This is a genomic window from bacterium, from assembly GCA_024226335.1.
Taxonomy (GTDB): domain Bacteria; phylum Myxococcota_A; class UBA9160; order SZUA-336; family SZUA-336; genus JAAELY01.
Window position 1 is genome coordinate 1 of the sequence record JAAELY010000180.1, and the last position, 6522, is coordinate 6522.

Here is a 6522-nt window from a genome sequence, read left to right on the forward strand (position 1 = left end):
CACATCCTGAAAACCGGACCGCGGAGCTGGCGAACTCGGGAAAAGGCAACCTTGCGAGCGAATGACGCTGCGTAGATAATCAGAAACCCGTCCCGGACGACTTCTAATGGCCGGTTTTGAAGTGATCACGTATGGCCGCTATTGGGGTGATCACTGAGGCTAGCGCTCCATAGGTGTTGAAAATGGGTGTTCATAGGTATCGAAAACAGGTAGTTTCATAAACAGTTCAGAGCAGCGTTGCTCTTGGTGCCAGACCAGCGGGGCTGCTCTCGATACGTATTGTTTCCCGCAGGACGCGTCCTGAATAACGACGGACGCAGGAGGACAACGATGATGCGGTCTCGAACTCCGCTCAGCTTGACGGTTGCGTTTCTTGCGTCTGCCGGTCTCTCGATATTGATGTCCGCCCAGGCGCGGGCTGTGGAGATCACGACCGCTGACGGAATCGGCGCAGATGCGCACATCAGGTCTGGAGTACACGAGGACGACAACTTCGGGACCGAGGGGATCGTCGAGACAAAGTCCGGGGGAGCGAACGGAGACAACTACAGGAAGGGCTACTACAGATTTGATCTGTCGAGCCTCTCGGGAACAATCTCGAGCGCGACCCTGACCCTCGTATCCAACGTCGCATCCACATTCAACCCCGCCAGCGACCATACCTATGCCGTGTACGGTCTGAATGACGGCACGAGCAAGGAGGGCTGGGACGAATCGATGATCGACTGGACCGACGCCCCGGCACATGACCCGAACGTTCCACATAACCCGAGCCTTCCAGCCAACACCGTCACCGCAGACGCGACGCTTCTCGGTACGATCACCGTCGCTCAGAACACGCTGGACGGAGATCTCCAAACGTTCTCGGGCATCGCACTTGTCAATTTCCTTGCCAGCGATACGGACGACCGCGCGACGCTGATCTTGATTGACACGACTCCCTTGCTGGCTGGCCAGAACTTCGCGTCGAAGGAGACCGCAGCCTCGGCGCCGAAATTGACCGTATTGACGGCCATTCCGGCTCTTCCACTTCTGGGGATGGCTGCACTCGTTGGCTCGATGCTAGCGGTAGTGGTCGTCATCGGCGGCAGGGCGAGGTTGCGGGTCCAATAGGAATAGGACGTGAATTCGAAGCCAATCTGTGCCAGACCAGGGACGCGGATCCCTCGACTAGGCCCTGGGCGCTCTTGAGCGCGCGCCGTGACCTCTGGACCAGGAACTCCCGCCGGTCAGGCGAGGGAGACGAGCGAGGTAACGACGGCCTCACGGGCCTCAGGCGACGAACAGCCTGGGACAGAAGTCGAAGAAGCTTCTGCGCGTCGGCGCCCCCGTTGAGCGCCCGCTCAAGGAGGATGTCTAGGAATTCCTGCTCCTTGTTCATTGACCCTGCTCCAACGCACCCGCAGCGTGCCTGCAGGATGAGGCAGCCAACATACCAGGGCGGGGTGGTCCGACGAGCGAGTTCAGGACCTGCGCTTGGATCGCCGACTAGCGCAGACGCGGGGGCGTTTCCCTGAGAGGGAGCTGTTCTAGGCGGGAGCTTGTTCGCGCGTCGGTCTTGCCCGGCCGGGCCCATAGGTATCGAAAACGGGTATTTTCATACACTATCCTGAGAGCACGATTTGACCGCCTAAGGCGCTAGACGGCGCCCCGGAGTGCGCAGGAATGGCCCTCAAGTTCAAAAGCCCGGTTCCCAAGCACACGTATTCGTATGCCGCCGAGCGGACCGCGGTCACGAAGCATTTCACGAAGCGCCAGGTGCCGAAGTCGACCTCGGGACGTCTTCTGCTCGCGACCTGGAACATCGCGAACCTTGGCGTTCAGGGACGGACGCTTAACGCAAAGAAGCTCATCGCTCACATCCTGAAGCGCTTCGACCTTGTCGCAATCCAGGAAGTCAAAGACGAGCTCGGAAGTTTCCACACGGTTCTGAAGCATCTCGGCCCGGCCTTCGACTACTTCATCACGGACCCCGCGGGAAACACTGAGCGGATGGCGTTCGTGTATCGGAAAAGCCGCGTGAAGCCCGCGAACCTGTTCGGCGAGGTCGCGCTCCGAGAGTTGGAGTACCCCAAGCGCACTGTGAACGTTCGCTGGACCGACGCGACCGGGACGCCGCGTGTCGACAAGTTCAAGAGCCTTCGGTTCGTTCCATTCGACCGAAATCCAGCCATTGGTTCCTTCAAGAGCGGGAACTTCGATTTCGTTCTCGCGAACTGCCATCTCTATTTCGGGAAGTTCCAGAACTCGAAGAAGAAGGATGAGCGAGCACGATATGCTCGGCGAGTGCTCGAGATCTACGCCCTTAGTCGCTGGGCGAACCGTCGAGTCGACTCGTCAAAAACGTACGACAAGGACATCATCATGCTTGGCGACATGAACGTTCCGGCGATGGAACCCGAGGAAGCCACGTACAAGGCTCTCGTCAAGTTCGGTTGGCAGCCGGTCAAATATGTCACTAAGACCGCGGGTTCGAATTTGGGAAACGACAAGACGTATGACCAGATGGTGTTCGCCCCGGGCGGCGTGAAGAACCGAGTGGTGGACGAAGGCGTCTTCGACTTCGACAAGGCCATCTTCAAGCCGCTTTGGACTAAGCTGGACAACCAGATGTCGAAGGGCAAAGCGGTCTCGAAGTTCAACGCCCACGTGAAGCACCACATCTCGGACCATCGCCCGCTCTGGGTTCAGCTGGACGTTACGTAGGAGAGTTCAATGGCAGAGCTCATTCGATTGGTACTCGAGCACCCTCTTCCCGCTGTTCTTCTAGCTATCGGAATTGCACTCGTGGCGACTGCCATGAGCGAGTCTGCGCGGACGGTGAAGCTCCTTGGCGGATTGGGCTTCCTTGTAGCAGCGGCCGTTGCTTGGTGGCTGCAGCCGCCACCGGGAATATCGGTCGACAAGGCGACTTGGGGCCATCCGACGGATATAGCCCGCCAAAAGGACGTGACCGGACACGTAAGGCCCTTGTGCGAAGGCAAGACCGATTGCTCTTGGCAGAAGAATTTCAACGACTTCGGAGACCCCTGGGGTGGCAAGCAAAAGAGCCTCGTTGTCGAGTATAGGTGCTCCGGAAAACAACAACCGAAATCGGTCCAGCTAGAGACCCAGGTTGTCAATGCCACAACAACCTATGCGCTGGCCTGCAAGCGTAAGGGGTCCTAGGCCGAGCGTCGCTGGACCGCGTGAAGACGGAGGCCCCACCGCTTCCCTGTTAGAACGGGCTGTCGCCTGCCTTCAGGAAACCGAGGCGTTGTAAGCGGAACATCATCGCCTGTGGGCTGACCAGAAACGCACGCGCGAGCGAAGCCAAGGCCTCGTCGTCGGATGGATCCAAGACGCGCTCGTCTTGAGACACCTCTCCCACGAGACGCTTTGGCATGAGGAGCGCCGCAGCGAACTGATTCGCCTCGCGCTCGTCTCGGACCTTCCCGGAGTACGCATCACGATCGCGGAAGCGAGCGTAGGTCCCTTTATCGACAAACGTGCCGCCTTCGTGCTTCAAGACGAAGTGGCCGATCTCGTGCGCGATGGTGAATCGCTTTCGGTTGGGGTGATGATCCCAGTTCACGCCGATCACAGCGGTGCCGTCGTCGCTCTTCACCAGAACGCCAGAGCAATCGTCATCGAACTTCGCGTACTCAACCCTTATCCCCAGGTGTTTGGCGACCGCTTCCACGTCGATTGGAGCGTGAAGCTGGCCGCTTTCGCGAAGCAGCTCCATCGCTCTTCTTTCGATCGTCTGATGGCTGAGTGTTGGCATTGAAAACCTCCGTTCGGACGCTGGACATAAAGGCCTTGAGACCGGGCCCCGACTTGGAGAGCATCTCAGAAGCGCGGCCGTCCCTGGGTGGTGAACTGGGAAGACCTGGCTCGGCTGGGGTACCCAGATCCGCTGTGGTCGGTACGAGGGAGCGAAGCTCGAGGCCAAGCGCCTGCGCGATCGCCCATAGCGTGTGGATTGGGGCGTGCTGGCGGCCGAGCTCGATATTGGCCACCGAGCTCCGGGTCAGGCCGACCTGGTCGGCGAGCTGCTTTTGACTCCACCCATAGCCGTCCCGTTTTCGCGCCTGCTGGACGCGTCCTCCGATCGAGGCGTAGAGCCGGGATGCCTCGGGGTCCTGGGTAGCTGAGCGCCGCATTCGGGCGATATTCTACGGCAGCTTGTGCGATCCCGCAAACGTGTTTGTATAACCGCACACTTCCTAGTTTGTATAATAATACAAACCGTTGACGTGGCTCCGGCTGTGGTTAGAGTTTCCGGGGTCTGGGGCGCTGTTGCCCCGTGAGCGCGCCCCACCCGGATCTGGGCCCGGGGCACAGGAGACGGACATGTCGAAGCCCCATCGGGATTGTGACGACGACACGATCACCATCATCATCAACGGCCGGAAGCACCAGCTCTCTAAGCATGAGGTGTCCTTCGCCGAGATCGTCTCCCTGGCGTTCCCGGGTCAGTCGCAGGGCGGGAACATCTGCTTCACCATCGTGTTCAAGCGCGGCCCAGCGGACCAGCCGGAAGGCACGCTCGTCGAAGGTGACATCGTGAAGATTCGCGACGGCATGGTCTTCAATGTCACCCGCACTGATAAGTCGTAGTCCCGATCTACAGCGGCTCCTGGACGAGGGCTACGAGATCTCCATCCGCGCGAACCACCTCGTTGTCGACAACGTCCCGTACGTCACGCCGGAGGCCACGGTTGCGTACGGCGCCCTCGTCTCGGAGCTCACGCTGAGCGGCGACCGCACGCAACGGCCGTCGACGCACGTGATCGAATTCACAGGCGCCCATTTTCCTTGCCATCGCGACGGCAGCCGTATCGAAGGGATCGTCCACAGCTCGAACCGCCGGGAGATCGAACCTGACCTGGTCGTGAACCACTCGTTCTCGAACAAGCCACCCAGCGGCTATACCGACTACTTCCAAAAGGTCGACACCTACGCCACGATCATCAGCGGTCCGGCGCAGTCGCTTGACCCGCGAGTGACGCCGAAAACCTTCCGGCCGACGGCCGCGCCTGAGTCGTCGCCCTTCGAGTACGCCGATACGGCGTCGAGCCGGGCCGGCATCTCGGCTGCTACTCGCCGGCTCAAGGGCCATCGGATCGCGATCGTGGGCCTGGGAGGCACCGGGGTCTACGTGCTCGACGGCGTCGCAAAGACCCCCGTTGAGCAGATCCACCTCTTCGATCGAGACTTCTTCTTGACCCACAATGCGTTTCGCGCACCCGGTGCGGTCTCGCTCGAGGAGCTGCGCGAGCGCCCCACCAAGGTCGAGCATTGGACCCTCACGTATTCCCGGATGCACCGCAGGATAGTTCCGCACGCGATCGCGATCGACGCCTCGAATCTGCAGGAGCTCCGCGGGTTCGATTTCGTGTTCCTGTGCATCGACGATGGCGCCGCGAAGCTCTCCATTATCGAGTACTTGGAGAAGCAGGAGTCGTCGTTCATCGACGTCGGGATGGGAATCGAACTTACTGACGGCGCGCTTGGCGGCATTCTACGCACGACGACCAGCACGCCCCAGAAGCGCGACCACTTCCGCGAGCGCGTCCCGCTGGGCGCACCGGCCGAGGACGATGCCTACACCTCCAACATCCAGATCGCCGAGCTCAACATGATCAATGCGGGCATGGCGATCGTGAAGTGGAAAAAGCTCCTGGGGTTCTACCGAGATTTCGAGAAGGAGCACTGCTCCCTGTTCGTAATCGACGTGAACCAGCTTCGGAACGAGGACTACGAGTGAAGCTCACCCGGATCTCGCACGTCTTCGTCGAGGAGATCCCGGCCTCGATAGATCCCGGCGTCGTTTACGTCTCCATCGAGTACGGTACGGCGGTGCATTCGTGTTGTTGTGGCTGCGGGAACGAGGTCGTCACGCCGCTTACCCCGGTCGATTGGCGTCTGATTTACGACGGGGAGACGATCTCGCTGGACCCGTCCGTGGGCAATTGGAGCCTGGAGTGCCGGTCCCACTACTGGATCCGCCGCGGAGAGGTTGTCTGGGCCCGGGCATGGTCGGAGGAGGAGATTGAGGAGAATCGGGCCGACGACCGGGCTCTGAAGGCGCGCTTCTTCCGTTCGAAACGCGGGCCGTAGCCCCTGGTCGCTCAGGCGGCTGAGGGCCTTGATCCGAGTGCGTGAACCATTGTCTAGTCCCTCTGGAAGAGAAGCGGGCTCTCGGTGCGCAGAGCCCTGTACGACCCGTCGCGCGCCCAGACGATATGGTCCAGGAGTTCGACCCCAACGAGTCGGCCCGCAGCGATGATTCGTCTCGTGACCTCGAAGTCCTGCGCACTGGGCGTCGGGTCGTAACCGGTCAATGATCGCCGTCCTTCCCGGTTCCCCAGTCGCGGTGTAGATCTTCCTGGCAACGAGAGGGAGGTGAGCGATGGGTGTTCGATCGAAGCGTGTTCGTCGGAGTCGAGAAGAGTGGCAGCAGATCGTTGGCCGGTTTCGGTCGAGCGGGCTCACGGAAGCCGAGTTCAGCCGTCGAGAGGGTGTACTGGCGAGCAC

9 protein-coding genes are annotated in these 6522 nt (G+C 60.6%); 6 read left to right on the forward strand and 3 right to left on the reverse strand.

Annotation, left to right across the window (positions count from 1 at the left end; all coding sequences use genetic code 11):
• Nucleotides 1-330: 330 nt before the first annotated feature.
• The 3 genes from GY725_08960 to GY725_08970 all read left to right on the forward strand — a co-directional run bounded on the left by GY725_08960 (nt 331) and on the right by GY725_08970 (nt 3168).
• Nucleotides 331-1113 carry a DNRLRE domain-containing protein gene (locus GY725_08960; protein ID MCP4004311.1) on the forward strand — a complete coding sequence of 261 codons (783 nt, stop codon included), beginning with the start codon at nt 331-333 and terminating at the stop codon, nt 1111-1113.
• A 552-nt stretch (nt 1114-1665) separates the two neighbouring features.
• Nucleotides 1666-2706, forward strand: a complete 1041-nt coding sequence (locus GY725_08965; protein ID MCP4004312.1) for an endonuclease/exonuclease/phosphatase family protein — start codon at nt 1666-1668, stop codon at nt 2704-2706.
• A gap of 9 nt (nt 2707-2715) precedes the next feature.
• The gene (locus tag GY725_08970) at nt 2716-3168 is read left to right on the forward strand and encodes a hypothetical protein (protein MCP4004313.1); all 453 of its coding nucleotides are present in this window, start codon (nt 2716-2718) and stop codon (nt 3166-3168) included.
• 49 nt (nt 3169-3217) lie between these two features.
• Here GY725_08970 and GY725_08975 read toward each other — a convergent pair whose 3' ends face one another.
• Entirely contained in the window at nt 3218-3727 is a 510-nt protein-coding gene (locus GY725_08975) for an ImmA/IrrE family metallo-endopeptidase (GenBank protein MCP4004314.1), read from the reverse strand.
• A complete protein-coding gene (locus GY725_08980) occupies nt 3645-4145 on the reverse strand; it encodes a helix-turn-helix transcriptional regulator (protein MCP4004315.1) in 501 nt (166 codons plus the stop codon). The genes GY725_08975 and GY725_08980 overlap by 83 nt, the downstream gene beginning before the upstream one ends.
• Before the next feature lie 190 nt (nt 4146-4335).
• Between GY725_08980 and GY725_08985 the strand changes: the two genes are divergently transcribed.
• From GY725_08985 to GY725_08995, 3 genes are read left to right on the forward strand one after another with little or no spacing between them, the layout of a single operon-like run.
• On the forward strand, nt 4336-4602 hold the full coding sequence (locus GY725_08985; GenBank protein MCP4004316.1) for a hypothetical protein: 267 nt from the start codon (nt 4336-4338) through the stop codon (nt 4600-4602).
• Complete coding sequence (locus tag GY725_08990; GenBank protein MCP4004317.1) at nt 4577-5752, forward strand: ThiF family adenylyltransferase; 1176 nt, start codon at nt 4577-4579, stop codon at nt 5750-5752. The genes GY725_08985 and GY725_08990 overlap by 26 nt, the downstream gene beginning before the upstream one ends.
• Nucleotides 5749-6105 (forward strand): hypothetical protein, encoded by a 357-nt coding sequence (locus GY725_08995; protein ID MCP4004318.1) that lies wholly within the window; start codon nt 5749-5751, stop codon nt 6103-6105. Before GY725_08990 ends, GY725_08995 begins: the two co-directional genes overlap by 4 nt.
• A gap of 53 nt (nt 6106-6158) precedes the next feature.
• Here GY725_08995 and GY725_09000 read toward each other — a convergent pair whose 3' ends face one another.
• Nucleotides 6159-6410, reverse strand: a complete 252-nt coding sequence (locus GY725_09000) for a hypothetical protein (protein ID MCP4004319.1) — start codon at nt 6408-6410, stop codon at nt 6159-6161.
• Between the last annotated feature and the right edge of the window lie 112 nt (nt 6411-6522).